The sequence below is a fragment of the Streptomyces sp. NPDC001348 genome (genome assembly GCF_053597535.1).
This window is the reverse complement of the sequence record NZ_JBSFIK010000012.1, coordinates 69,704-93,434: the sequence shown is the minus strand read 5'-3', so window position 1 is coordinate 93,434 and position 23,731 is coordinate 69,704. Positions and strand designations below refer to the sequence as shown.

Below are 23,731 nucleotides of genomic sequence, written 5' to 3'. Positions count from 1 at the left end.
GGGTGGAGTCCGGCGGCGGCCCGCTGATAGCGGTACCGGAGACGGTCCTGCCGTTCTGGGCGGGCGCCGACAGCGAGGAACTCGCCACGGACTACGACCGCGCGTGCGAGGTCGACGGTTACGTCGGTCTGCTCCCCGTCGGCGACAGCGCGGCCCTCGTCTTCGGTGACGAACCCGCCTCCACCTCCTACCTGCCCGACCACGGCACCTTCGTGCGCTGGTCCGCGGCCGACTCCGAGCGGGAGCTGCTGGCAGGCGTCCCCGCCGCGCTCGACGCGGCGGTGTGGGACCACGAGATCCGCTGGAACGTGCCGGGCCCGGTGGTGCTGTTCGACTCCGCCTGGCCGGGCGACGCGGCCGAGGGCGCCGAACACCTGCGCGTCCCGCTGGAACCGGGCCCGTACTCGGTGCGCGCCACGTACGCCCAGCCCGGACCGGAGACCTGGGTCGGTCTGGTGCAGCTCAGACGGCTCGCGGACTGAGCCTGCCCGGCCGGCGGTCAGCGCAGACCGTCGAAGGCGATCCGCAGATGGCGCGGTCCGCGCAGCACCGCGTTCTGCCGGTACGGCGGCGGATCCTCGACGAGACGCGGATTGTCCAGCCGCCGGGCCAGCTCGGACAGTGCCAGCTGGGTCTCCAGCCGCGCCAGCGGAGCGCCGAAGCAGCTGTGGATGCCGCTGCCGAAACCGAGGTGCTGGATGTCCTCGCGGTCCGGGTCGAACCGGTCGGGCTCGTGGAAGCGTTCCGGGTCCCGGTTGCCGGCGGCGAGGACCAGCCAGATCCGCGAACCCTTGGGGATGGTCACCCCCCGTACCTCGATGTCCGCGATGCAGGTGCGCTGCGGAACCAGCTGCACCGGTGGCTCGTAGCGCAGCAGTTCTTCCACGACCTTGACCGACAGGGCCGGGTCGTCGCGCAGCCGCTCCAGGATCCGCGGGTGGCGCAGCAGCGTGAGCATGCCGTTGGTGATGAGGTTGACGGTCGTCTCGTGGCCCGCGATGAGCAGCAGCACGGCCGTGCTCAGGACCTCCATCATCGTCATGGCGCCGTCCGGGCCGCGGCTGTTCACCAGGTCGGACAGCATGTCGTCCTGCGGCTCCTTGCTCCGCTGCTCGACCAGGCCGGCCAGGTACATGCCGAGCTCCATCCGCGCCTTCTGCGCGGACTCCTTGAACTCGGCGCTCGCGCCCTGCCGGGTGTCCGGGTCGAGGCTGGCGACCAGCGGGTCCACCCAGGCGCGGAAACGCGGCTCGTCCTCGCGCGGCACCCCGAGCAGCCGGCAGATCACGGTCACCGGGAAGGGGTAGGCGAACTGGTCGACCAGGTCGATCTCCCGGGCGTCCCCGAAGCCGTCGATCAGGTCGGTGACGATCCGGGCGAGATCGCCGCGCAGGGAGTCGATCCGGTGGGGGCGGTGCGGCGGGCCGAAGGAGCTGTTGGCGATCCGCCGCAGCCGGTCGTGCTCCGGCGGGTCCAGCCGGATGAAGCTCGGCGGCAGGCCCGTCTGCTCGGTCCCGGAGAGCTCGTCGTCGCCGGCCGCGGCCAGGTTGGAGGCGTCCGAGCTGATCCGCGGGTCGTGGAGCAGGCTCTCGATGTCCCAGTACGAACTGATGACGTACGGGCCGCCGTCCTCCTCCTGCAGCACCGGGGTCTTACGGAGCTCCTCGTACAGCGGATACGGGTCGGCGCGATTGGCGTAGTCGGTGATCTGGCGCAGGAGCGGGGCGTGCGTCATGGCGGGTCCCTAGGAAGGTGAGGGTGCCGGGCGGCCGCTCAGTGGCGGCCGGGGGTGAAGACCAGACGCTGGTCGGCCGGTGAGTAGCCGCTCAGGGTCACGGTGGGGCCATGGGTCGGCAGCGAGGGGTCGGGGAAGTCGGCCGGCACCGGCCGGCCCTCGGGGCGCCGGTCCACGGTCTGGAACTCCACCGGGAACGGGGCACCCCGCTCGATCTGCCGCTGGTAGAACTCCAGCCACCGCGTGTTGTCGAAGCTCACCGCGGCCACCATCCGGCCCTGGTGGCCGTAGACGCCGACGAAGCGGCGTTCCGCCAGCGACCCTTGAGTGATCATCAGCTGCTCACCCATGGGCGGCACCCCGACCGACTTGATGTTCACCCCGAACTGGGACGACCAGAAGGCGGGCATCCACAGGTGCGGACGCCGCTCGGCGCCCGGGCAGATCATGTTGTGCGCGGCCGTCTCCGCCTGGGCGAGGGCGTTGCCCCAGTGCTCGAGCGACAGGAACTGGTAGCCGAACAGCGCGTGCGGGGACCGCGCCACGTCACCCGCGACGAACACGTCGTCGGTGACGATCCCCCGGAAGTCGAAGGCCCGGCAACCCGCGTCGCAGGCGATGCCCCGGGGCCCCGCGCCGAGCCCCGACCCGGTCAGCCACTCGGTGTTGCGCATCGAACCCAGCGAGACCACCACCACGTCCGTCTCGACGGTGCTCTCGTCGGACAGATGGACGGCCCGCACCCTGCCGACCGCGTCCCCCTCCAGCGCCGTCACCGTGACATGGGTGCGCAGGTCCACGCCGTTCTCCAGCTGCAGGTCGGCGGCTACCGCGCCGATCACCCCGCCGAGGGCGCCCACCAGCGGGGCGCCGGCGCGTTCCGCGACGGTGACCGCGAGGCCCATCTCCCGGCAGCCCGAGGCGATCTCCGAACCGGTGAACCCGGCACCGATCACGAACACCCGGCGGGCCCCGGCCTTCAGCCGCCGGTACAGCCCGGCCGCGTCCTCGCGGGTCCGCAGCAGGCAGACGCCGTCCAGGCGGCTCTCCTCCTCCTTGGGCCAGGGCCGGGCGCGGACACCGGTCGCGATGAGCAGCCGGTCGTACTCCACCTCGTCGCCGTCGGCGAGCCGCACCCGCTTGGCCGTCAGGTCGAGTCCCGTCGCCGCGACCCCCAGCCGCCACTTCGCGTCGATCTCCCAGCGGTGGGGCAGCTCGGTGTGCTGCGGCGTCGCCCTGCCCAGCAGGACGGCCTTGGACAGCGGCGGCCGGTCGTACGGCTCGTAGGGCTCGTCACCGATCAGGGTGAGCTCACCGGTGAAACCCTCGGCGCGCAGTGTCTCGGCGGCCCGCAGACCGGCCAGCGAGGCGCCCACGATCACGATGCGGCCCTCGCGCCTGAGCCGGTCCAGGTAGTCAGCGGCCATCGGACGTCTCCCGGCCGGCCGCGGCAAGCGCACCCGTGCCGTCCAGACCGTCGGCCGTGATCGCCTGCACCGGGCAGGCGGCGACGGCCCGGGCCAGTCCTTCCCGCTGGACCTCGGCGGGCTGCGGGTTGTAGATCAGCGACTCCTCGCCGTGCATGGCGAACACGTCGGGCGCGAGGAACGCGCACTGCGCGTACCCCTGACACTTGTTGAGATCCACGACGAGCCTCATCGACGCTCCGCCCTTCCGGTGGCCAGGTTCTCGCAGGCCAGCATGGAAGCCGCGGCGAGGCCCCGCGCGCGGGGAGGCGCCGATCGGGTGACCTGGGCCCTCCCCGGGGCGCGGGACCTCGGGGAGGGCCCGTGCTCAGAGCCGGGACAGCTCGTCCACCAGGTCGTCCAGGCCCAGTGAGCCCTGGGAGAGGGCCGCCATGTGCCAGGCCTTCAGGTCGAACGCCTCACCGTGCCGCCTGCGGGCGTTCTCCCGGCCCAGCAGCCAGGCGCGCTCGCCCATCTTGTAGCCGATCGCTTGCCCCGGGATGGTGAGGTAGCGGGTCAGCTCGCTCTCCACGAAGTCCGCCGGCCGGCTGCTGTGCGCGCCGAAGAACTCCTGCGCCAGCTCGGGCGTCCAGCGCTCACCGGGGTGGAACGGCGAGTCCGCGGGGATCTCCAGCTCGAGGTGCATGCCGATGTCGACGATCACCCGCGCGGCCCGCATCATCTGCGCGTCCAGGTAGCCCAGCCGCTCCTCGGGATCGGTGAGGTAGCCCAGCTCGTCCATCAAGCGTTCCGCGTACAGCGCCCAGCCCTCCGCGTTGGCGCTGACCCCGCCGATCGACGCCTGGTAGCGGGAGAGGTCCTCGGCCACGTGCGCCCACTGCGCCAGCTGCAGGTGGTGACCCGGCACCCCCTCGTGGTACCAGGTCGAGACCAGGTCGTACACCGGGAACCGGGTCTGCCCCATGGTCGGCAGCCAGGTGCGGCCGGGGCGCGAGAAGTCCTGCGACGGGGCCGTGTAGTAGGGGGCCGCCGCGCCGCCGGGCGGTGCGATGCGTGCCTCCACCTTCCGCACCCGCTCGGCGAGTTCGAAGTGCGTGCCGTCCAGCTCCTCGATCGCCCGGTCCATCAGGCCCTGCAGCCACTCGCGGACCTCGTCGACGCCCTCGATGTGCCTGCCGTGCTCGTCCAGGTGCGCCAGCGCCGCCCACGGCGTCTCGGCGCCCGGCAGGACCTTCTCGGCCTCCTGCCGCATCTCGCCGAGGATGCGGTGGAACTCGGCCCAGCCGTACGCGTACGCCTCGTCCAGGTCCAGGTCGGTGCCGTTGTAGTAGCGCGCCCAGCGGGCGTAGCGCTCGCGGCCCACGGTGTTCGACGCACCCTCGAGAGCAGGTGTGTACACGTCCCGCATCCAGTCGCGCAGTTCCACCAGGGAGGCGGTCGCCGCGCGGGCGGCCTCGTCCAGTTCCGCACGCAGCGCCTCGGGACCCGCCGCGGCGAAGTCCTCGTACCAGCCGCGGCCCTTTCCGTCCGCGTCCGACCACTCGGTGAGCTGTTCGACGAACGTGGCGGTGGGACGCGGCGCCGCGTACAGCTTGCGCTCCAGACCGAGCGCCAGGGACTCGCGGTAGCCCGCCAGCGCCGCCGGTACCGCGCGCAGCCGCTCGGCGATCGCCGCCCAGTCCTCGTCCGTCTGCGCCGGCGTCACGCTGAACACGTCCCGGACCGCGTGCCCGGGCGTTCCCATGTTGCCGACCTCGCGCAGGCCCTCGTCGGCGTCGTGCACCGCGAGCTGGGCGGTGAGACGCTCGCGCAGCAGTCGTCCGCAGCGGCGCTCCTGGTCGCTGTCCGCGCCGGGCAGGCGCTCGGCCTCGTCCAGCCGGGCGAGCGTGGCCCGCGCCAGCCGCGCACGGGCCTCCTGGCCCGCCGGTGAGAAGTCGGGCAGCCTGCTCGAACTCTCCTTGACGCCGAGGTAGGTGCCGAGGACCGGATCGAGGGCGATGAGCTCGTCGACGTAGGCGTCGGCGACCTCGCGGGGCAGCGGGCTGTTCGTCTCAGACATGCGGTCATCCTCGTATGGCACCGATGTCCGCGTCACCCCGATTCAGCTGAGGGCGTGCGGGGTGGCAGCAGTGGTCCGCAGTCCCACTGCTGGAAGATCAACCGGGTCTCCACACGGGCCACTTCGCGCCGCGCCGTGAACTCGTCCAGGACCAGCCGCTGCAGGTCCGCCATGTCCGCGACCGCGACGTGCACCAGGTAGTCGTCGGGCCCCGTCAGATGGAACACCGTCCGTGACTCCGGCAGCGCCCGGATCCGCTCCACGAACGGCCCCACCAGCTCCCGGCGGTGCGGTCTGACCTGCACCGACAGCAGCGCTTCCAGCCCGCGCCCCAGCTTCGCCGGGTCGAGCCGCAACTGATGGCCGAGGATCACGCCCGAGCGGCGCAGCCTGGTCACCCGGTCCAGACAGGTGGAGGGCGCGACACCGATCTGCGCGGCGAGGTCACGGTAGGTGGTCCGGGCGTCGTTCTGCAGCAGCCGCAGCAGATGCAGATCGACCGGATCCAGTACGACGGATTCGGCCATGGCCCGAACGTAACACGGAGTACGACGCTGCCGGCCCGTTCAGTGTTCACTCTTCCGCCCATGGACCCAGCGAGCATCCGCGCACACGACGACGCGCGCACCGCGTCGAGAGCACTCGCCACCGAGGCCGTGCACGCCGGCCGTGACGACCTCGCCCGGCAGGGACTGCACGCCCCGCCGATCGACCTGTCCACGACCTACCCCTCCTACGACAGCCGCGGCGAGGCCGCCCGCATCGACGCATTCGCCGACGACGGTGCCGAACCCGTCGGCCCGCCGGTCTACGGGCGGCTGGGCAACCCGACCGTGGCCCGGTTCGAGACCGCCCTGGCCCGGCTGGAGGGCACCGAGGCGGCGGTCGCCTTCGCCAGCGGCATGGCCGCGCTGAGCGCCGTCCTGCTCGCCCGCGGCTCGACGGGTCTGCGCCACGTCGTGGCCGTGCGCCCCCTCTACGGCTGCAGCGACCACCTGCTGACCGCCGGTCTGCTCGGCACGGAGGTGACCTGGACCGATCCGGCCGGCATCGCGGACGCGCTGCGCCCCGACACCGGGCTGGTGATGGTGGAGTCGCCCGCCAACCCGACCCTCGCCGAACTCGACCTGCGCGCGATCGCCCACGCCTGCGGCAGTGTGCCGCTGCTCGCGGACAACACCTTCGCCACCCCCGTGCTGCAGCGCCCGGCGGAACACGGCGCCCGGCTGGTGCTGCACAGCGCCACCAAGTACCTGGGCGGGCACGGTGACGTGCTGGCGGGCGTGGTGGCCTGCGACGAGGAGTTCGCGCGGCGGCTGAGGCAGATCCGGTTCGCCACCGGCGGCGTGCTGCACCCGCTGGCCGGCTACCTGCTGCTGCGGGGGCTGTCCACGCTGCCGGTGCGGGTGCGGGCCGCCTCCGCGAACGCCGCCGAACTGGCCCGGCGCCTGACAGCCGACCCACGGGTGGCCCGGGTCCGATACCCGCGTCTCGGCGGCGCGATGATCGCCTTCGAGGTGCACGGCGACCCCCACGAGGTCATCGGCCGGGTGCGGCTGATCACGCCGGCCGTGAGCCTGGGCAGCGTCGACACCCTCATCCAGCACCCGGCGTCCATCAGCCACCGCATCGTCGACGCCGCGGACCGGCGCGGCGCCGGGGTGGGCGACCGGCTGCTGCGGCTGTCGGTGGGGCTGGAGGACGTCGAGGACCTGTGGACGGACCTGGACCGGGCGCTCGGAGCGGGAGCCGGGGATCCGGCCCGGGCGGGACACCGGCAGGCGGTGGGCTGACGCGCTGACCTGCGCCGACGCCCGGCCCGGCGGACCGCCTCCCCGGGCCGGGCGTCAGTCCCGTGCGATCCGCACGGCGGGCGGCTGCTGATGTGCGGCCGCGCCGTCGTACGGCAGCCTCGAGACGACCGGGGTGGCGTCCAGACGGGCCGTGATGACGAGTGTGCCCTCCTCGACCTGGTAGTCGAGGGGCAGGTCGAGCCCGCGCATCGCGGCGACCATGCCGGTGTTGGACGCCTGCGTCACCGCGTACACGCTCTCGCAGCCCGCCTCGACCGCCATCGCCACCAGCCGGCCCAGCAGCTCGCCGCCGAGGCCGCGCCGCTGCCAGTCGTCCTCGACGAGCAGCGCGACCTCCGTCTCGTCGCCGTCCCAGAGCAGGTGGCCGAGGCCGACGACGCGTCCCGACGCGGTCTCGACGGCCAGCGTCCGGCCGAAGCGGGGGCTGAGCAGGTGGTTGAGGTAGCGGTCCGCGTCGGCGACCGGCCCGTGGTAACGCATGCCGAGCGTCCGCGCCGAGCAGCGCTCGTGCATCGCCCGGGCCGCAGCCAGGTCCCGGGTGTCGGCCCGGCGCACGGTGATGGCGTCGCCCTCCGGCAGGGTCAGCAGGTCCTGGCCGCGCGGGACCCGCGGGCCGAGCCGGGCGTCCAGCTCCACCAGAGCCCGGGCCCGCGCGAACTCCGTCGGCGTGAAGGGCAGGTACGGCCGCTCCACGGTGATCACTCCGCCCTCCGGTGCCCGCAACCGCATGACGGTGTCCTCGAGCACCCCCTCGACCGGTACGGCGGCCGGGCCGCGCCCCTTTCCGACCGGGGCGGCGGGCAGGGAACGGATCGTGCACCGCCCCAGCAACTGACGCAGGGACAGCGGAAGCTCCGCCGCGTCCAGCGCGGTGCGGGCCGCCAGCCCCAGCACCCGGGTCGGCGCGTCCACCAGATCGTGCGCGTCGGCCCGCTCGATCCAGGTGCCCGCGCCCCCGGCCAGCGAGACCGCCCGGCTGATCTCCGCTGCCGCCAGCCCGCCGGGAGCCCGCAGCAGGAACTCGTCCACCGTGCCCTCGGCCAGCGGGTGCGTCTGCAGGCTCAGGATGTCGACCCGCTGACCGGCCAGCGCGGTGCACAGCGCGGCCAGCGACCCCGGCTGGTCCTTCACCGTCGTCCGCATCCGCCACAGCGCGCTCGCCCCGGCCACGGCCTCGGGTGTCGCCGCGGACTCGGCGGACGGCCCGGCCTGCCGCGCCTCGGTGGACGGCCGGGCACCGGTATCACCGGCCGGCGGTGCGTGGCCGTGGCGCCTTGCCCACCAGACGTGGAAGCCCGCGGTCGCCGCCAGCGCGATCGCCGAGATCACCAGCAGCGCCGGGCCGTCCGGCCCGTGCCCGACCAGGTCGGCCGTCACGTCCGCCACCGCGACGGCCGCGAACAGGGCGGCGAGTTCGACGATGTCCCGTCGCCAGTGGTGCACCGGGCGCCCGTCCTTCGCACGCTTCACATCGAACATGTCTCGAGTCATGCACCCACTGTGAAGGAACGGTGTTGCGTGATCACGAACGCATTGTGACTGATGGGTAAAGCGACGATCTGTCCTTTTTGTTGCTTTTTCTATGACTGGTCATACGGCGGCCTCGTCCCGGCGGAGGCGGGACGGCGCACCGCGCACCGGGGGATGACTCCGGTGCGCGGCGCAGGTGACGAGGGTACGGGAGTCACTGGCCGACCCGGCCGGGCTGCAGTACCCGGGTGAACAGCACGGTGCCGTCGTACTCGCGCAGCCGGACGGTCAGTTCACCGCTGTCGCCGTCGATGTCCACCTCGCCGAAGAACTGGTATCCCTCGGCCGGCGACACGTTGGAGGCCGTCGGTGCCTTGACGAACACCCGGTCGGGGCCGAACGTGCCGTCGAGCGCGCTGGCCGGGAAGGCGCCGGCGTTGAGCGGGCCGGAGACGAACTCCCAGAACGGCTCGAAGTCCTTGAACGCGGCCCGCGACGGGTCGTAGTGCTGGGCCGAGGTGTGGTGGACGTCGGCCGTCAGCCACAGCGTGCCGGTGATCCGCCGGTGCTTGATGAACCGCAGCAGTTCGGCGATCTGCAGCTCCCGGCCGAGCGGCGCGCCCGGGTCGCCCTGGGCGACGGCCTCGAAGTTCGCCCTGCCCTCGACCGCATCGGGCACGACCAGGCCGAGCGGCATGTCCGCGGCGATGACCTTCCACAGCGCACGCGACCGGCCGAGCTCCCGCTTCAGCCACTCCAGCTGCTCGCGGCCGAGGATGCCCTGCGGGTCGGTGGTCTGGTCGTCGGGCGAGTTGGCGTCGCGGTAGGTCCGCATGTCGAGCACGAACACGTCCAGCAGCGGACCGTGGTTGACGACGCGGTAGACCCTGCCGTCGGGACGCCCGCTGATCGTGGAGATCGGGAAGTACTCCGAGAAGGCCCGCCGGGAGCGCAGTGCGAGGTCGTCGAGCCTCGTGCCGGCCGGGTAGGGGGTGCCGGCGCCGATGACCTCCCCCGGGTACCAGTTGTTGCGGACCTCGTGGTCGTCCCACTGGATGACGTTGGGCACCTGGGCGTTGAACCGGCGCAGCGCCGCGTCCAGCAGGTTGTAGCGGAAGTTGCCCCGGAAGTCGGCCAGTGTCACGGCGACGTGCGACTTCTCCTCGGTCGTGACGTTCCGGTACGGGCTGCCGTCCGGGAGCGTGGCGGTGGCCGAGATCGGGCCGTCCGCGTAGATGTTGTCGCCGCTGCACAGGAAGAAGTCCGGGTCGAGCTTCGCCATGGCGTCGAAGATGCGGTAGCCGCCGATCGACTCGTTGATGCCCCAGCCCTGTCCGGCCAGGTCGCCGGACCAGACGAAGCGCACGTCCTGGCGCCGCCGGGCGGGAGCGGTGCGGAAGGTACCGGTCACGGGGGCTCCGGTGCGGCGCGGGTCGTCCGGGTCGGCGAGCAGTACGCGGTAGTGGACCTGCTCCCCGGAGGGCAGCCCGTGCAGCCGGGTGGTGCCGGTGAAGTCGCTGTCCGCGCCGAGCAGCGGGCCGTGCCATCTGCGGGGGTTGCGGAAGGACTCGGTGGCCGAGGTCTCGACGATCATGCGGGCCGGGCGGTCCGAACGCACCCACACCAGACCGGAGTCGGTCGTCACATCACCCGCCTGCACGCCCCAGTCCGCCTCGGGGCGCCCGGACAGGGCGAACGCCGGAGCCGCACCGACGGCGGTGGGCAGGGTCAGGGCCGCAGACGCGGCGAGGGAGCCACGCAGTACGCTGCGGCGGCCCGGGAAGGGTCGGTGGGACATGAGGGGGCCTCCAGGGGCGGGATCCGGCCGGTGTGCAGTGCCACAACTACTGGCGCGCCGCAGCGCGCACGCAAACCGCGGGTGAACAACGGGCCGCGAGCGGAGGGGAACCGGTGTGCGATTTCGAAGGTCGTTGATCTGGCCGCGGGCCTTCAGGCGGCGAGCGCCTCCGCCATCAGCTCGACGCCCTCGCGGATCCGCGCGGGGGCCGACTGGGCGTACCCGAGGACCAGCCGCACCCCTCGCGCGTCCGGCCGCTCGGCCCCGCAGGCCCCCAGCGGCCGCACCGTGACACCGGCCGCGGCGAGCAGAGCGGTGCACTTCTCCTCGGGCCCGTACCGTTCGGGCAGTTCGACGATGGCGTGCAGCCCCGCGGCGATCCCGGACACCCGCGCATCCGGGAAACACTCCTCCAGCGCGGCGACCAGGGTGTCGCGCCGCTCGCGGTAGGCGCGCTGGCAGCGGCGCAGCTGGCGGTCGTAGTCGCCGCGCTCCAGGAACCGTGCGAACACCGCCTGGTCGAGGACCGGATGTCCCAGATCCATGGTCCGTTTGCGTTCCACCACCTCGTCGGCCAGCCCCGGCGGCACCAGCAGCCAGCCCAGCCGCAGACCGGGAGCGAGGGACTTGCTGACCGATCCCGTGTAGGCGACCCGGTCGGGGTCGAGCCCTTGGAGCGCGCCGACCGGCGCCCGGTCGTAGCGGAAGTCGCCGTCGTAGTCGTCCTCCAGCACGAGACCGTCCACGGACCGCGCCCAGTCGAGCAGTTCCGTGCGGCGCCGGGCGGAGTAGGCGATGCCGGTGGGGAACTGGTGGGCCGGGGTCGTCGATACGGCCCGTACGCCCGAGGCACGCAGCGGGCCGACCGCCAGCCCCTCGGCGTCCAGCGGCAGCGGCACCGGGGTCAGGCCGGCCGAGGCGTACAGCGCGCCGTGCTGCGGACTGCCCGGGTCCTCCGCGCCGATGGCCCGTATCCCGCGCGCGTGCAGCACGGAGCCGAGCAGGGTGGCGGCCTGGGCGACCCCCGAGACCACCACGATCCGCTCCGGGTCGGCGTCCACGCCCCGGCGGCGGGTCAGCAGTCCGGCGAGCGCCGTGCGCAGGCGCGGCAGCCCGCGCGGGTCGGGGTAGCCGAGGTCCTGGTGCGGCAGCTCGGCCAGGACGGCGCGCTGCGCGGCGGCCCAGGCGGTGCGCGGGAACAGCGACAGGTCCGGTGTTCCGGGGACGAAGTCGGCGCGCGCGCCCGGCGCGCGCGGCGCCAGATCACGCGCGCGGGCAGTGGCGGCCCGTACGGCCCCGCTCACCCAGGTACCGGCGCCCCGGCCGGTGCGCAGATACCCTTCGGCGGCCAACTGCTCGTACGCCTCGGTGACCAGCCCGCGCGAGACACCGAGATCGGCCGCGAGGTCCCGGCTCGACGGCAGTCGTGTGCCCGCCGCCAGGCGGCGCGAGCGGATCGCCTCGCGCAGCGCCGCCTGCAACGAGCGGCCGCGCGCGCGTGCCGGTGCGGAGGCGGCCGGCAGCAGCAGTTCCCACGCGGCGGAGCCGACGAGCCCGCCCGGATTGGTCCCCGATGACGTCATGCGACTGGACCTTAAACCGGACCGCGCGGCTTCCTAACGTCGCCGTCATGAACTCCACCACCCGCGGCGGCCTTCTCGCCGCGCTCGCCTGCGTCCTCGTCGGCGGTTCCTTCACCGCCAACAGCGTTCTCGGCGACTACCCCTACGCGGGCGGCCAGTTCCTGCGCTACGCCCTGGCCTGTCTGCTGCTCCTCCCGCTCGCCGGCCGGGGCGCAGGCACACCGTTGTGCGGGCTGGCACGCCGTCAGTGGATCCGCCTCGCGGTTCTCGCGGCGGTGGGCATGGTCGGTTTCAACCTCGCCGTCATCGCCGCCGAACGCAGTGCGGAGCCGGCGGTTCCAGGGGTCTTCGTCGGGTGCGCGCCCGTGGCGGTGGCGGTCCTCGTGCCGCTCCTCGACGGACGGCGTCCCCGGCCGGCCGTGCTGTACGGGGCGGGGCTCGTCGCCGTGGGCGCGTTCACCGTCCAGGGGTGGGGACGCACCGACGCCGCGGGGATCGCGTTCTCGGCGTGCGCGCTGGCCGGGGAGGTGGGGTTCGCCGTCCTCGCCGTGCCGGTCCTGCGGCCGCTCGGCCCCCGGCTGCTGTCCGCCACGGTGTGCGGCGTCGCCGCCGTCGAGGCGGCCCTGACCGGAGTGGTCGCCGACGGCGCCGGATGGCTGCGCCGGCCCGATACCGGAGAGTGCGTCGCGCTGCTGTGGCAGGCGGCGGTCGTCACGGTCGTCGGCTTCGTCTGCTGGTACACGGGCATGCAGCGGATCGGCGCGGAGCGGGCCACGCTCTTCTCCGGGCTGATCCCGGTGGCCGCCGCCTGCACCGCGCCGCTCGTCGGCACGGGCTCCTACGGGGCCGCCCAGGCCGCGGGCAGCGCGCTCGTGGGGGCCGGGGTCGCCCTGGGCTCGGGTGCCCTGGCCCGCCTTCCGCGCCGGTCAGCGGCTGCCGTCCAGGATGACGCGTGCGACCAGCGCCGGGTCGTCGTTCATCGGGACATGACCGCAGCGGGGCAGCCGCACCAGCCGCGCCTTGGGGATGATGCCCTTGGCCCGGACACCCTGACGGGGCAGCAGCAGCCGGTCGCTCGAACCCCAGGCCACGGTGACGGGAACGCCGGGCAGGTCGTCGGTGAACCGGACGGCCGTACCGGCCCGGAGGGTGTCGTCGAACCCGGTGGCGTTCGCCAGCGCCAGTGTCTCGGCGACCACGGCCTCGGGCGAACGGCGGGTGGGCCGGGCGTAGATGGTGCTCGTCAGCGCCACCCGGCCGGCCGCCGTACGTGCGGCCCGCTCGACCAGTGGCACCGGCAGCCGCCGGGATATCCGGCGCATGGCCGTGAGGACGCCGAAGGCGTAGATCCGCTCGGCCCCGGACCAGAACCCGGCGGGCGACAGGGCCGTGACGGACCGTACGAGCTTCTCGCGGCCGAGTTCCAGGGCGATCAGGCCGCCGAGCGAGTTGCCCGCGACATGCGGACGCTCCAGTTCCAGCGCCTCGCAGAAGCCACGGAACACCGCGGTCGTCGTCGACAGGTCGTACGCCAGGCCGTCCGGCAGTCCGGGCGACGCGCCGAAACCGGGCAGGTCCACGGCGATCACCTCGCGCTCGGTGGCGAGGACGTCCACCACCGGGTCCCAGGCCTGCCGGTGGTGACCGATGCCGTGCAGCAGGAGCAGCGGCTCGCCGCTGCCCACACGCGCGTAGGAGACGGTCACCGTCCGCGGACCGTGCGGTGTGGGGACCGGGAAGGAGACGGTGGCGGACATGGTGCTGCTCCTCGTCTGGGCTCGTCGGCGGACGCCGTGCGCAGACAGACTGTCAGCGATCGCTACCGACGGGTAGCCCCCAGCGGTCCCGATCCTGCGCCGCAGCAGCCGGCGCGACCGGAGGCGTACATCGTTCGCGTCGGACACGGGCGACAGCACCCCGGCGGACACCTCCGCGTTGTCCGTGGGAACGAGGATTGGTCTTGACCAGGGGTGGGGGCCGCCTTATCGTCGCAGATAAGTGCAACAACCTTTAATAAACAAGGGCGCTAAAACGCCGCCGACCACGGCGATCGCGGAGGACAGGGTGGGGACCACGCAGCTGGAATCGGTGCCGGAACCGAAGTACTGGCACCTCAAGACCGTGCTCAGTGAGGCACTGGACTCCGAGTTCGCCGTGGGCGAGATCCTGCCGAACGAGCGCGACCTCGCCGCCCGGTTCGGCGTCGCCCGCGCCACGCTCCGCCAGGCCCTCGAGCAGCTCGAGCTGGAAGGCCGCCTCCAGCGCCGGCGCGGTGTCGGCACCACCGTGGCACCCCCGCGCGTGGGTGTGGACGTCGGCACCGAGCAGCAGGCCTGGCCGGGCGCCCCCGGTGACGCCTGGCAGCCCGTCGACTGCGCTCAGGACGCGCCGCCCGCCGCCGTCGCCACCGCCCTGGAGGCCGGCCACGACGAGTCCGTGCACGTCGTGCGCCGCTCCCGTATGTCGCACGGCCAGCCGGTCGCCGCCGAGCTGCTCTACGTCCCGGTGTCCTCGGTGCCCGACCTGTCCGGGATCGACGCGCCCTCCGGACCCGCCCGCGCGCGTGCCGTCCTGCGCGAGCTGCAGCACCTGGAGCTGGAGGGCCAGGAGCGCGCCGTGGAGCTCGGCTCGGCCCGCGCGGACGACGCCAGGGAACTCGACCGGCTGCCCGGCGCCCCCGTCCTCGTCGTCACCACCCGCTTCTTCGCCCAGGGCCGCACCGCGGCGGTCTCCGTCGCCACCTACCGCGCGGACACCTGCCGGCTGACCTTCGGCGACTCCGGCGGTGTGGAGATACACCACGGACCGGAGCGCCAGGCCTCCTAGGTCCCTCTGCCAGGTCCCCGGGCCCGCCGGTCTCCGGCGGGCCCTCACCGGCGCGCCGTCACCGTGCCCTCGACCGCGAACAACTGCTCCTCGACGTGATCGAGGGCGAGCCGCAGGGCACCCGTCGCCACGGCAGCCTCCCCGAGCAGGGACAGTGCCACCCCGGGCGGCCGAAGGCAGTAGCGGGACAGTTCGCGGCGCAGCGGTTCCAGGACGCCGTCCAGTCCGGCCGCCCAGCCGCCGATCACCACCAGCTCCGGATCGAGCGCGAGGACCAGCGCCGCGACGTCGTGCACCAGCCGCTGGATGAACCGGTCGACCGCTGCCCTGGCCCGCCGGTCGCCCTCGCGCGCGAGCGCGAACACCTCGGCGACGGCCTGCTCGTCCAGCGGGTGCAACGGCTCGTGCGTGGTGGACAGCAGCGTCTCCGGCGTCGCCTCACGGCCCAGCAGATGCAGCGCGCCGATCTCACCGGCGGCCCCGCCGTAGCCCCGGTGCAGCCGCCCCCCGATCAGTGAACCGGCGCCCGGACTCAGCCCGGCCAGCACGAACACGACGTCGTCCGACTCGGCCGCCGCGCCCTTCCAGTGCTCGGCGACCGCGGCGGCGTTGGCGTCGTTCTCCACCAGAACCGGGCACCTGAAGGAGCGGCTGAGCCGTTCGCCCAGGCGCAGACCGGTCCACTGGGGCAGCGCGGTGCCCAGCCGTATCGTGCCGTCGGCCTCCACGATCCCCGGTGTGCCCACCCCCACCGCCCGCAGCGAGCTCCGCGCTATCCCGGCCCGCCGCAGCAGCTCCGCCACCGCGGTGCGCAGCCGCTCCAGGCGCTCGTCCGCGTCGGCCGTCTCGGAGACCTCCTTGGCCTGCGAGCCCAGGATGCGTCCGTCGAGGTCGGCGAGGAGCACGGCGACGCGGTGCGCCCCGATCTCCAGCCCCAGCAGGTGACCGGCCTCGGCCCGGAAGCGGAACCGCCGGGCGGGCCTGCCCTGGCGCCGGGCGGCACCCTCCTCGGCCGCCTGCTCGACGACCAGGCCGGCCTCGATGAGTCCCTCGACGACGCCCTCGACGGTGGGCCGGGACAACCCCGTCACCCGGGTGACCTCCGTGAGTGTCGCGCAGTCCGCGGCACGCAGCGCGTGCAGCACCACCGCGGAGTTGATCCTTCGCAGCAGCGAGGGATCCCCGCCGGTCAGCCGCGCCACCGTCCGTCCTCCCAGCTCGTGCGCCGTGTGGGGCGGATGGTACTCGGCGCACCGCACCCCGGCGAGAGCCGGGCGCCCGCGACGGACGTCGGTGCCCAGGGCACGACAACCGAGGGCGCATGGGCCCTGCGGCCGGCCCTACCGCCCGATCAGCCCGGAGCCACGAACCCCGACTCGTACGCCGCGATCACCGCCTGGGTACGGTCGCGCGCCCCGAGCTTCGCCAGTACGGCGCTCACATGCGACTTCACCGTCTCCGTGCCGACCACCAGCCAGCCGGCGATCTCCGCGTTCGACAGCCCCCGGGCCATCAGCCGCAGCACCTCGGCCTCCCGCTCGGTCAGCCGGGCCCGCTCCAGTACGGCACGCGCGGCCCGGTTGCCGCCGTCGTCGTCGGCGCCGTACCGGGCGGCGAGCTGCCGTACGGACGCCGGGAACAGCAACGACTCACCCGCCGCCACCAGCCGCACCGCGTGCACGATCTCCGCGGGCCGGGCCCGCTTGAGCAGGAAACCGTCGGCGCCCGCGCGCAGCGCCTCGTACACGTACTCGTCGTTCTCGAAGGTGGTGACGACCAGGATCTTCGGCGGGCTGTCGACGGTGCGCAGCACCGCGCGCGTGGCCTCTATGCCGTCCAGCAACGGCATCCGCACGTCCATGGCGACCACGTCCGGCCGCAGCTGCCGGACCAGCGGAATCACCGCCGCCCCGTCGGCCGCCTCGCCGACGACCTCGATGTCGGGCTGGGCCTCCAGCACGGCCCGCAGACCCGCGCGGACCAGGGGCTCGTCGTCGACGAGGAGAACGGTGACCGGCATCCCGCCAGCGTAGATCAGCGCAACGGGATCTTTGCATGCACCTGCCAGTCACCTTCGTCCGGGCCGGTGTGCGCGTGGCCGCCGAGCAGTGCCGCCCGCTCGCGTATCCCGCGCAGACCGCTGCCCACGCCGGGCCCCGGGACACCGGCCGTGAGCGGATTGCGGATCTCCAGCCCGAGCGCGCCGTCGGCGACCCGCACGCGTACCCGGACGGGTACGGCCCCCGCGTGCCGGAGCACATTGGTCAGCGCCTCCTGAAGGATGCGGTACCCCTCCCGGGAGACCGGCCCGGGGACCGTCTCCAGGGGACCGGAGAACTCCGCGTGGACCTTCGCTCCGGAGACGCGGGCGGACTCCAGCAGACGATCCGCGTCCGTCAGTGTCGGGCGGCTGCTCACCGGCCGCTCGGACTCCCGCAGGATGCCGAGCACGCGTTCCAGATCCTCCAGCGCGGCCCGGCCGGTCTCCTCGATGGCGTCCAGGGCGCGGTCGGTGAACGCCGGGTCGCCGGCCGCGCGCGCGGCGCCCGCCTGCACCACGGCGACGGTCAGCGCGTGACCGATCGAGTCGTGCAGCTCGCGCGCGATGCGCGTGCGCTCCAGCAGGAGATCGGTGCGCTCCTCCAGCGCGGCGATGCGCTCGGCGGGGGAGGGGCCGAGAAGGCGGCGGGCGAGGGCGGTGGCCAGCTCGCCCAGGCCGACGACGGCGGCGTACAGGGCGATCAGGGGCAGGGGGACCAGCAAGCCGTAGGCCCAGTGGGGCTCGGAGACCGGCAGCAGCGGATCGTCCGTGGGTGCGCGCCCGAGCGCCGTGCGGGTCAGGTCCACGGCCAGGACCGGCAGCCAGACGCAGGCGAAGGTGGCGGCCACCGACAGCGCCATTCGCGTCTCCAGCCACAGCACCGTGCGGAACCGGTCACGCCATGTCGCCGACGGGGCCGTGGAGATGCCCGAGTCCTCCTCACCCGGCGTCAGCAGCAGATGGGCCTGCACCCCCTCGCCCCTGCGCACACCCGGGATCAGCAGCCCCACCGGAACGAGGGCCGGCGCGGGCACCCACGGCCGGGACGAGTCGATGAACAGCCACACGCTGACGATCAGCATCGGCACCCACAGGTGCAGCAGGCGGGTGTACGTCGTCCCCCGGAGCAACGGGCGCAGAAGGCGGGCCATCCGGTCATCGTGCCAGCCGCCGCCGACAGCGCACTTCCCCCGCGCGGGGGAGACGATCTCCACCGGTGGGGGAGGCCCAGGCCGGTGATCGGCGGCCAGGCTGCTGCCATGACCAGCATCGACGTCCAAGACCTCACCAAGGAGTACCGCACCCGGCGAGCCGTGGACCATCTGACCTTCCGTGTCCTCCCCGGCCGCGTCACCGGTTTCCTCGGCCCCAACGGCGCGGGAAAGTCGACCACCATGCGGCTCGTGCTCGGCCTGGACCGGCCGACCTCCGGCTCTGCCACGATCGGCGGCCGGCCCTACGCCACCCTCCGCGAACCCCTGCGCCACGTGGGCGCCCTCCTCGACGCGCAGGCCGCGCACGGCTCCCGCACCGGCCGCGATCATCTGCGAGCCCTGGCGGCGAGCAACCGCATCGCCGTGCGCCGGGTCGACGAGGTGCTGGAGGAGACGGGCCTGGCCTCGGTGGCACACCGCCGGGTCAGGACGTACTCCCTGGGCATGCGCCAGCGGCTCGGCATCGCCGCGGCGCTCCTGGGCGATCCCGCGGTGGTCCTGCTCGACGAGCCGTCCAACGGCCTCGACCCGGAAGGCATCGTCTGGATCCGGGAGCTGCTGCGCCGGCTGGCGCAGGAGGGGCGCACGGTGCTGGTCTCCAGTCATCTGATGAACGAGACCGCGTCCTTCGCCGACCACCTGGTCGTCCTCGGCCGGGGCCGCCTGCTGGCCGACACCCCGATGCGGGAGTTCATCCACGCCCGCGTGCAGCCGAGCGTGCGGATCAGAACGACCGATCCCGCCGCCCTCAGGAACGTCCTCGCCCGGCACGCCCACGACGCCGTGGAGCACGAGGACGGCCACTGGACCGTGCCCCACGCACGCGTGGACGACATCGGACGCCTCACCTCCGCCGCGGGCGTCCCCGTCCTCGAACTCGCCGCCCAGGAGGGCACCTTGGAGCAGGCCTATCTCGACCTGACGGCCGCCGAGGCCGAGTTCACCGCACAGCGCCAGGAGGCCTGACCATGTCCTTCGCACCCGTGCTCCACTCCGAGTGGATCAAGATCCGCACCCTGCGACCGCTGTGCGGAACGCTGCTGGCGCTGTTCGCCGTGACCACGGCGTTCTCCGCGCTGGCCGGGGGCTCCGACACCTCCGGACCCGAGTTCGACCCGATGTTCACGGCACTGTCGGGCGTTCTGCCCGGCCAGATCGCCGCGGTCTCCTTCGGTGCCATGGCGGTGTCGTCGGAGTTCCAGCAGGACCGGCTCCGGCTGTCGCTGGCCGCGGTACCACAGCGTGGACGGTGGTTCACGGCCAAGGTGACCGCCATCGCCGCACCGGTCCTTGCCGTGGGACTGGTGACCGCCTGCGCCGCGCTCCTCGCGGCCCGCGCGGGCCTCGGCGCCGCGGCGGGCGGGCTCACCGTCGGCGAGCAGGTGCGGGGTGTCGTCGGCTGCGGGATCTACCTGATGCTCATGTCCCTGTTCGCGGCCGGTCTCACGGTCCTGCTCCGCAGCGGCGTGGTCACGCTCTCCATCCTGAGCCCGTTGCTGCTCGTCGTCCCCTTCGTGCTCGGGTTCGCGGCGGGCGGCGCGGCCGACTTCATGCCCGACCGGGCCGGGCAGGTGGTCATGCACCACTCGTACGACGGGACCCTGGGGCCGTGGACGGGCCTCGCGGTGACCGCCCTCTGGACGGCCACGGCGCTCGGAGCGGGGGCCTGGAGCCTGCGCCACCGGGACGCTTGACGCCCCGCCAATTGTCAGTGGCCGGCGTTTTACTGGGTCACATGGACATCGCGCAGTACCTCGGCACCATCGAACTGCTGTGCTCGAGGGACTTTCCCGCGGAGTACGGCAGGACGGACGTCGGCACCGGGGGGCCGGGTTATCACGTCGTCGCCTTACAGACGAGCGGCGAGTTCTGGGAGGACGACGGGACGGAGCGGGAAAGGACCGAGGAACAGTACGAGTTCGACAGGGACGGCCTGAGCGAGCGGCTGACCCGGCGCTGGGGACCTCCGCAGGTCTTCAGCCTGGTCAGTGTCCTCGTGCGCACGGAGAGCGGCGAGGACATACCCGAGCCGTGGGCCTCGCTCAGCGCCCATGTGCCGGACCTGCACCTGTGGCAGTCGCCGGAGACGGACCGCTGGGTCGCACTCGGTGTCTCCCAGTGGGACAGGGAGCTGCCGTTCCAGCTGCTCGCGCTGGTCACGGACACAGACCCCCCGTGACCCGTCAGCCCTGCGCCGCCTCCCGCAGCCGTGCGAACTCCTCCGCCATCGTCGCCGCCGTCCAATGCGCGTTCAGACCGCTCGGGTTGGGCAGCACCCACACACGCGTGTCCCCGATCGTCCGCTCCTGCGGCCCCACCCGGGCCGTACGGTCGCCGAACGCGGCCCGGTAGGCGGTCACCCCCACCACGGCCAGCCACCTCGGCCGCAGCCGTGCCACCTTCGCCGCCAGCAGCCGGCCGCCCTCGACGTACTCCCGTGCGGTCAGCTCGTCGGCCCGCGCCGTCGCCCGCGCCACGACGTTCGTGATGCCGAGTCCGTACGACAGCAGCTCCCGCTGCTCGGCCGGCTTCAGTCGCCTGGGCGTGAACCCGGACAGGTGCAGTACCGGCCAGAAGCGGTTCCCGGGCCGTGCGAAGTGGTGGCCGGTGGCCGCCGTCATCAGGCCCGGGTTGATGCCGCAGAACAGGACGTGGAGGCCGTCCGCGACCACGTCCGGCACCAGACGGTCGCGGGCGGCCTCGAGTTCCGCCTGGGTGAAGCGGGTCAGAGGATCGCCCCCGGGGTGTAACCCGCGGCCTCCGGGTGCTGCTTGGCGATCTCCTCGATCCGGGCGACGACGACGCCGACCTGGTCGGCCGCCGCGCCGGTGAAGGACAGCTTGTCGGCCATGAGCCGCTCCAGCTGCGCCCGGTCCAGGGGGAGGCGCGCGTCGCCGGCGAGCTTGTCCAGCAGGTCGTTGCGCTCGGCGCCCTGCTCACGCATCGCCAGCGCCGTCGCGACGGCGTTCTCCTTGATGGCCTCGTGCGCGACCTCGCGGCCGACCCCGGCCCGCACCGCCCCCATCAGCACCTTGGTCGTGGCCAGGAACGGCAGGTAGCGGTCCAGCTCACGGGCGACGACCGCCGGGAACGCGCCGAACTCGTCGAGCACCGTCAGGAAGGTCTCCAGCAGCCCGTCCAGGGCGAAGAAGGCGTCCGGCAGCGCGACCCGGCGCACCACGGAGCAGGAGACGTCGCCCTCGTTCCACTGGTCGCCCGCCAGCTCGCCGGTCATGGAGGCGTACCCGCGCAGGATGACCATCAGGCCGTTGACGCGCTCGCAGGAGCGGGTGTTCATCTTGTGCGGCATGGCGGAGGAACCGACCTGGCCCGGCTTGAAGCCCTCGGTCACCAGCTCGTGGCCCGCCATCAGCCGAATGGTCTTGGCCAGCGAGGACGGCGCGGCGGCCAGCTGCACCAGCGCGGTGACGACCTCGTAGTCCAGGGAGCGCGGGTAGACCTGGCCGACCGAGGTGAAGGCCTGGGAGAAGCCCAGGTGGCCGGCGATCCGCCGTTCCAGCTCCGCGAGCTTGCCCGCGTCCCCGCCCAGCAGGTCCAGCATGTCCTGCGCGGTGCCCACCGGGCCCTTGATGCCGCGCAGCGGGTAGCGGCCGAGGAGTTCCTCGACCCTGCCGTACGCCACGAGCAGCTCGTCGGCGGCGGTCGCGAAGCGCTTGCCGAGGGTGGTGGCCTGCGCGGCCACGTTGTGGGAGCGGCCGGCCATGACCAGCTCGCCGTACTCGGCGGCCAGCTTCGCCAGCCGGGCCAGCACGGCCACCGTGCGGTCGCGCACCAGCTCCAGCGAGAGCCGGATCTGCAGCTGTTCGACGTTCTCCGTCAGGTCGCGGGAGGTCATGCCCTTGTGCACGTGCTCGTGCCCGGCGAGGTCGTTGAACTCCTCGATCCGCGCCTTCACGTCGTGCCGCGTGACCTTCTCGCGCTCCGCGATGGAAGCCAGGTCGACGGTGTCGAGGACACGCTGGTAGTCGGCGAGCGCCGCGTCGGGAACCTCGATCCCGAGGTCCTTCTGGGCCCGCAGCACGGCGAGCCAGAGCTGCCGCTCCAGCTTCACCTTCTGCTCGGGCGACCAGAGCGTGGCGAGCTCGGCGGAGGCGTAGCGTCCGGCGAGGACGTTCGGGATACGGGGCTTGGCGGGAGCGGAAGTCACGTGTACGGATTCTACTGGCGATTCGTGCAGGCCAGCCCCACGGGCCTGTTCGGCGGAAGCTACGAGACGGCCGTCACGTCCGCCGCCGTCCGGGGCGTCACGCCCCCGGACCCTCGGGCGGGCACGGCAAGGGGGCGCACATCTCGCGGCTCGCGACGGGCTGGAGGCCGGTTGTGGTCGGCTTCACCGGCGGCCGCGGTCGCGTGTCGTCACGTGCGGGCAAAGCTAGTCGAGCGTGATGACGACCTTGCCCTTGGCGCGGCCCTGGTCGACGTATGCGATCGCGTCGAGCGTCGCGTCGAACGGGAACGCCCGGTCCACGACCGGGTGCAGGTGCCCGGCCTCGATGAGCTTGGTCAGCTCTCCCAGCTGTGTCCCGTCGGCCCGCATGAACAGGAACGAGTACCGAACGCCCCGCCGCTTGGCCTGCCGCCGGATGCGTCGGCTCAGCAGGGTCATGGCCGTACGCAGCAGCGATGAGGCTCCGATCTGCTGGGCGAAGGCGGGATCCGGAGGGCCGCTGATGCCGATCGCCAGGCCGCCGGGCTTCAGCACCGTCAGCGACTTGGCGAGCGTCTGGCCGCCCAGGGGGTCCAGTACGACGTCGTAGTCGGTGAGTACGGTGGCGAAGTCCTCGTGCTTGTAGTCGATGACGATGTCGGCGCCGAGGCTTTTGACCCAGTCCGCGTTCGCGGTGCTCGTTGTCGTCGCGACGGTGGCGCCGAGATGCTTGGCGAGCTGGATCGCCATCGTGCCCACGCCGCCGGAGCCGGCGTGGATGAGGACCTTCTGGCCGGCGGTCACGTCGGCCCGCTCGACGAGGGCCTGCCATGCGGTGAGGGCGACCAGGGGCACCGCTGCGGCTTCCGGCATGGACAGCGACGTCGGCTTGAGCGAGACGTCGTCCTGGTCGATCGCGATGAACTCCGCGAAGGTCCCGATGCGGTGGTCGCGAGGGCGGGCGTACACCTCGTCGCCCACCTTGAACCGGTGCACCGCGGGTCCGACGCGGCTGACGACGCCTGCGACATCGTGCCCGAGCGTGAACGGTGGACGGTACGGCAGGATGAGCTTGAACTCCCCGTTCCGGATCTTCGAGTCCAGCGGGTTGACGCCGGCGGCGTGGACGCGGACCAGGACGTCACTGTCGTCCAGCTGGGGTTCCGCTACCTCGGTGACCCGAAGGCCGTCCTTGCGATAGCGCTCGACGACGAAGGCTTTCATATCCGCCTGCTCTCCCGACTCATCCGGCCCACGGGGACCGGCGGTTATTTGAATTATGAGCGTACTTCAATCTGGGTGGTGCACACGGCGAGCTGGACACCTCGTCCGGTCGTGTTCGCGGGGACCCGGTGACCGCGCGCTGACTCCGGAAACGCTTCGACGCCCCGATCGGGGAGGGTTTCGGCGTGTCGGTGCCCGGTGAGGTGGCCACCTTCAATCGCCGATGCCGTCCGCGCAAACAGGGCTCGGCTGGCCTGCCGTTCCGGCCCGCACCTCGCCCCGCGTTCCCCCGGCATTCCGGGATCGCCGGGCCTGAACCCTTGCCATTGACCGGCGACCCTCCTATGGTCGTACGAACGTAAGGCATACGAT

21 protein-coding genes and 1 pseudogene are annotated in these 23,731 nt (G+C 73.0%); 7 read left to right on the top strand and 15 right to left on the bottom strand.

Annotation, left to right across the window (positions count from 1 at the left end):
- Positions 1-482 (top strand): immunity 21 family protein (locus ACWC21_RS15465; protein WP_450881915.1); only part of this gene is annotated, 482 nt, incomplete at its 5' end.
- 17 nt (positions 483-499) lie between these two features.
- Here ACWC21_RS15465 and ACWC21_RS15460 read toward each other — a convergent pair.
- From ACWC21_RS15460 to ACWC21_RS15440, 5 genes are all read right to left on the bottom strand, one after another.
- The gene (locus ACWC21_RS15460) at positions 500-1,735 is read right to left on the bottom strand and encodes a cytochrome P450 (RefSeq protein WP_450881913.1); all 1,236 of its coding nucleotides are present in this window, start codon (positions 1,733-1,735) and stop codon (positions 500-502) included.
- Between the two features lie 38 nt (positions 1,736-1,773).
- Complete coding sequence (locus ACWC21_RS15455) at positions 1,774-3,162, bottom strand: NAD(P)/FAD-dependent oxidoreductase (protein ID WP_450881911.1); 1,389 nt, start codon at positions 3,160-3,162, stop codon at positions 1,774-1,776.
- Entirely contained in the window at positions 3,152-3,394 is a 243-nt protein-coding gene (locus tag ACWC21_RS15450; protein WP_450881909.1) for a ferredoxin, read from the bottom strand. Before ACWC21_RS15450 ends, ACWC21_RS15455 begins: the two co-directional genes overlap by 11 nt.
- Positions 3,395-3,529: 135 nt before the next feature.
- The gene (locus ACWC21_RS15445; RefSeq protein WP_450881907.1) at positions 3,530-5,221 is read right to left on the bottom strand and encodes a DUF885 domain-containing protein; all 1,692 of its coding nucleotides are present in this window, start codon (positions 5,219-5,221) and stop codon (positions 3,530-3,532) included.
- A gap of 32 nt (positions 5,222-5,253) precedes the next feature.
- Entirely contained in the window at positions 5,254-5,748 is a 495-nt protein-coding gene (locus tag ACWC21_RS15440; protein ID WP_450881905.1) for an Lrp/AsnC family transcriptional regulator, read from the bottom strand.
- A gap of 60 nt (positions 5,749-5,808) precedes the next feature.
- Between ACWC21_RS15440 and ACWC21_RS15435 the strand changes: the two genes are divergently transcribed.
- Positions 5,809-7,014: a trans-sulfuration enzyme family protein gene (locus tag ACWC21_RS15435; RefSeq protein WP_450881903.1), complete on the top strand. Its 1,206-nt coding sequence runs from the start codon at positions 5,809-5,811 to the stop codon at positions 7,012-7,014.
- 54 nt (positions 7,015-7,068) lie between these two features.
- Here the strand turns inward: ACWC21_RS15435 and ACWC21_RS15430 are convergent, their stop codons facing one another.
- The 3 genes from ACWC21_RS15430 to pdxR form a co-directional block, all read right to left on the bottom strand.
- Positions 7,069-8,526: a GNAT family N-acetyltransferase gene (locus ACWC21_RS15430; protein ID WP_450881901.1), complete on the bottom strand. Its 1,458-nt coding sequence runs from the start codon at positions 8,524-8,526 to the stop codon at positions 7,069-7,071.
- A 193-nt stretch (positions 8,527-8,719) separates the two neighbouring features.
- Entirely contained in the window at positions 8,720-10,303 is a 1,584-nt protein-coding gene (locus tag ACWC21_RS15425; RefSeq protein ID WP_450881899.1) for an alkaline phosphatase D family protein, read from the bottom strand.
- A 152-nt stretch (positions 10,304-10,455) separates the two neighbouring features.
- Complete coding sequence (pdxR, locus tag ACWC21_RS15420; protein WP_450881897.1) at positions 10,456-11,886, bottom strand: MocR-like pyridoxine biosynthesis transcription factor PdxR; 1,431 nt, start codon at positions 11,884-11,886, stop codon at positions 10,456-10,458.
- Between pdxR and ACWC21_RS15415 the strand changes: the two are divergent.
- A pseudogene (locus ACWC21_RS15415) lies at positions 11,877-12,287 on the top strand (hypothetical protein); the annotation flags it as partial. The gene pdxR and the pseudogene ACWC21_RS15415 overlap by 10 nt on opposite strands.
- Positions 12,288-12,812: 525 nt before the next feature.
- Here ACWC21_RS15415 and ACWC21_RS15410 read toward each other — a convergent pair.
- A complete protein-coding gene (locus tag ACWC21_RS15410; RefSeq protein WP_450881896.1) occupies positions 12,813-13,643 on the bottom strand; it encodes an alpha/beta fold hydrolase in 831 nt (276 codons plus the stop codon).
- Positions 13,644-13,950: 307 nt separating this feature from the next.
- On the opposite strand from ACWC21_RS15410, the gene ACWC21_RS15405 reads away from it, so the two are divergent.
- On the top strand, positions 13,951-14,712 hold the full coding sequence (locus ACWC21_RS15405) for a GntR family transcriptional regulator (protein WP_450881894.1): 762 nt from the start codon (positions 13,951-13,953) through the stop codon (positions 14,710-14,712).
- A gap of 44 nt (positions 14,713-14,756) precedes the next feature.
- Here ACWC21_RS15405 and ACWC21_RS15400 read toward each other — a convergent pair whose 3' ends face one another.
- From ACWC21_RS15400 to ACWC21_RS15390, 3 genes are all read right to left on the bottom strand, one after another.
- The gene (locus tag ACWC21_RS15400) at positions 14,757-15,914 is read right to left on the bottom strand and encodes an ROK family transcriptional regulator (protein WP_450881892.1); all 1,158 of its coding nucleotides are present in this window, start codon (positions 15,912-15,914) and stop codon (positions 14,757-14,759) included.
- A gap of 149 nt (positions 15,915-16,063) precedes the next feature.
- Complete coding sequence (locus ACWC21_RS15395; RefSeq protein WP_450881890.1) at positions 16,064-16,732, bottom strand: response regulator; 669 nt, start codon at positions 16,730-16,732, stop codon at positions 16,064-16,066.
- Positions 16,733-16,746: 14 nt separating this feature from the next.
- On the bottom strand, positions 16,747-17,904 hold the full coding sequence (locus ACWC21_RS15390) for a sensor histidine kinase (RefSeq protein ID WP_450881888.1): 1,158 nt from the start codon (positions 17,902-17,904) through the stop codon (positions 16,747-16,749).
- Positions 17,905-18,012: 108 nt separating this feature from the next.
- Between ACWC21_RS15390 and ACWC21_RS15385 the strand changes: the two genes are divergently transcribed.
- Genes ACWC21_RS15385 through ACWC21_RS15375 form a run of 3 tightly spaced genes read left to right on the top strand, consistent with a single transcriptional unit; the run spans position 18,013 to position 20,146 of the window.
- Positions 18,013-18,933 (top strand): ABC transporter ATP-binding protein, encoded by a 921-nt coding sequence (locus tag ACWC21_RS15385; protein WP_450881886.1) that lies wholly within the window; start codon positions 18,013-18,015, stop codon positions 18,931-18,933.
- Positions 18,934-18,935: 2 nt separating this feature from the next.
- Positions 18,936-19,661 (top strand): ABC transporter permease, encoded by a 726-nt coding sequence (locus tag ACWC21_RS15380; RefSeq protein WP_450881884.1) that lies wholly within the window; start codon positions 18,936-18,938, stop codon positions 19,659-19,661.
- A gap of 41 nt (positions 19,662-19,702) precedes the next feature.
- The gene (locus ACWC21_RS15375; RefSeq protein ID WP_450881882.1) at positions 19,703-20,146 is read left to right on the top strand and encodes a hypothetical protein; all 444 of its coding nucleotides are present in this window, start codon (positions 19,703-19,705) and stop codon (positions 20,144-20,146) included.
- 4 nt (positions 20,147-20,150) lie between these two features.
- Here ACWC21_RS15375 and mug read toward each other — a convergent pair whose 3' ends face one another.
- The 3 genes from mug to ACWC21_RS15360 all read right to left on the bottom strand — a co-directional run bounded on the left by mug (position 20,151) and on the right by ACWC21_RS15360 (position 23,359).
- Positions 20,151-20,648: a G/U mismatch-specific DNA glycosylase gene (mug, locus tag ACWC21_RS15370; RefSeq protein WP_450881880.1), complete on the bottom strand. Its 498-nt coding sequence runs from the start codon at positions 20,646-20,648 to the stop codon at positions 20,151-20,153.
- 44 nt (positions 20,649-20,692) lie between these two features.
- On the bottom strand, positions 20,693-22,135 hold the full coding sequence (gene purB, locus ACWC21_RS15365) for an adenylosuccinate lyase (protein WP_450881878.1): 1,443 nt from the start codon (positions 22,133-22,135) through the stop codon (positions 20,693-20,695).
- Positions 22,136-22,360: 225 nt separating this feature from the next.
- On the bottom strand, positions 22,361-23,359 hold the full coding sequence (locus tag ACWC21_RS15360; protein WP_450881876.1) for an NADP-dependent oxidoreductase: 999 nt from the start codon (positions 23,357-23,359) through the stop codon (positions 22,361-22,363).
- Between the last annotated feature and the right edge of the window lie 372 nt (positions 23,360-23,731).